Source organism: Deltaproteobacteria bacterium (genome assembly GCA_011773515.1).
Lineage (GTDB): Bacteria > Desulfobacterota > Deferrimicrobia > J040 > J040 > WVXK01.
Genome location: WVXK01000007.1, coordinates 6,151 through 7,551, shown reverse-complemented (window position 1 = coordinate 7,551; position 1,401 = coordinate 6,151). Strand labels below are relative to the sequence as shown.

Sequence of the window (1,401 nt, the reverse complement as noted above, 5' to 3'; positions counted from 1 at the left end):
AATTTCATCAAATTATCAAAAGGACCAGGAGGTAGAAAATGGCAGAACCAGGACGGGTAACTCCCGAAGAGGCGCGAAAGAGAGTAAGCTCAGGCGAAGCCCTGCTCGTATGCGCTTACCACGAGGATGCGAAATTCCAGCGCGTCCCGCTCGAAGGAGCGATTCCCTTCAGCGAGTTCTCATCGAAGGTCTCCTCGCTCCCGAAAGACAAGGAACTCATCTTCTACTGCGCCTGACTCAACGAAGGAACCGCTGCCGGTCAGGCAATCAAATATACAAATCAAGGATTTACCAACGCAAAAGTACTCAAGGGCGGCGTTGACGCCTGGAAAAACGCCGGCTACCCGATGTCAAACTAATGCATTCGTCGACGGTTTTCCCCGGAAAATGTGCCGGAACCTTGCGGTGACCGGGGATAGTCTGATTCCGGATGACCCTACACCCGCAGAACCTGTTTCACCAGGGACTCGATTATATCACCCGTGCCCCTCTTCTCGCTGAACGGATCCGTTTTCAGCCGGTGGGGAAGGGCAAGCCTGAATCCGTCTGCAAGGTCCTCCGCGTCGATCGATCTCTTCCCCCGATAGGCGCTCGAGGCCCTGGCGACCTTCATGAGAATTATGTCCCCCCGCATCCCGTAGAGCCCAAGCTCGGATGTCGCCTCGCACACGCTCTCTATGTCATCGTCGGATATCTTAACTTCATCGACCAGTGACCGGGCAGCCTCTATCTTCTCCTGCAGCTCTTCGTCCTCCCGCACGAGCTCCACAACGCCATCTCCCTTTTCCCACCTGAGAACACGGTTGACCACTTCCTTTCTCATATCGGGGGAAGTGAAACCGCTGACCTCGACGGAGAGCCCGAAACGGTCCAGAAACTGGGGACGGAGCTCACCCTCTTCGGGGTTCATGCTCCCCACCAGGATAAATCTCGAGGGGTGATCGAAGCTCACGCCCTCCCGGCGAACCCGGTTCCAGCCGCTTACACACACATCGAGCAGGATATCCACGATGTGGTCGTCCAGGAGGTTTACCTCGTCGATGTAAAGTATGTTGCCGTTGGCCGAGCCCAGCACGCCCATCTCGAAGCGCTTCACGCCCTCTCGCAGCGCGCCCTCGATATCGATGCTCCCGACGACGCGGTCCTCGCTCGCGTTCAAAGGAAGCTCGATTACCTCGACCCGCATGCGCTCATAGGTTTTGTCCCCGTCTGTCCCTTCACATTCAGGACACAAATCGCCCCCTTTGAAACAGCCGAATCTGCATCCCACAGCCACGTCCTTCTCCGGAAGAACCCGGGTGAAGGACCGAACAGCCGTCGTCTTCCCCGTCCCCTTCTCACCGCGGATCAGCACGCCCCCGATCCCCGGGTCGATGGCGCTGAAGATGAGCGCCTTCTTCA

The 1,401-nt window shown here is 57.4% G+C and carries 2 protein-coding genes; one reads left to right on the top strand and one right to left on the bottom strand.

Annotation, left to right across the window (positions count from 1 at the left end):
- The first annotated feature begins 38 nt into the window (after positions 1-38).
- Entirely contained in the window at positions 39-236 is a 198-nt protein-coding gene (locus GTN70_00955) for an ArsR family transcriptional regulator (GenBank protein ID NIO15567.1), read from the top strand.
- Positions 237-436: 200 nt separating this feature from the next.
- Here the strand turns inward: GTN70_00955 and GTN70_00950 are convergent.
- Positions 437-1,401, bottom strand: a 965-nt coding sequence (locus tag GTN70_00950) for an AAA domain-containing protein (protein NIO15566.1), incomplete at its 5' end; no start/stop codon positions are given.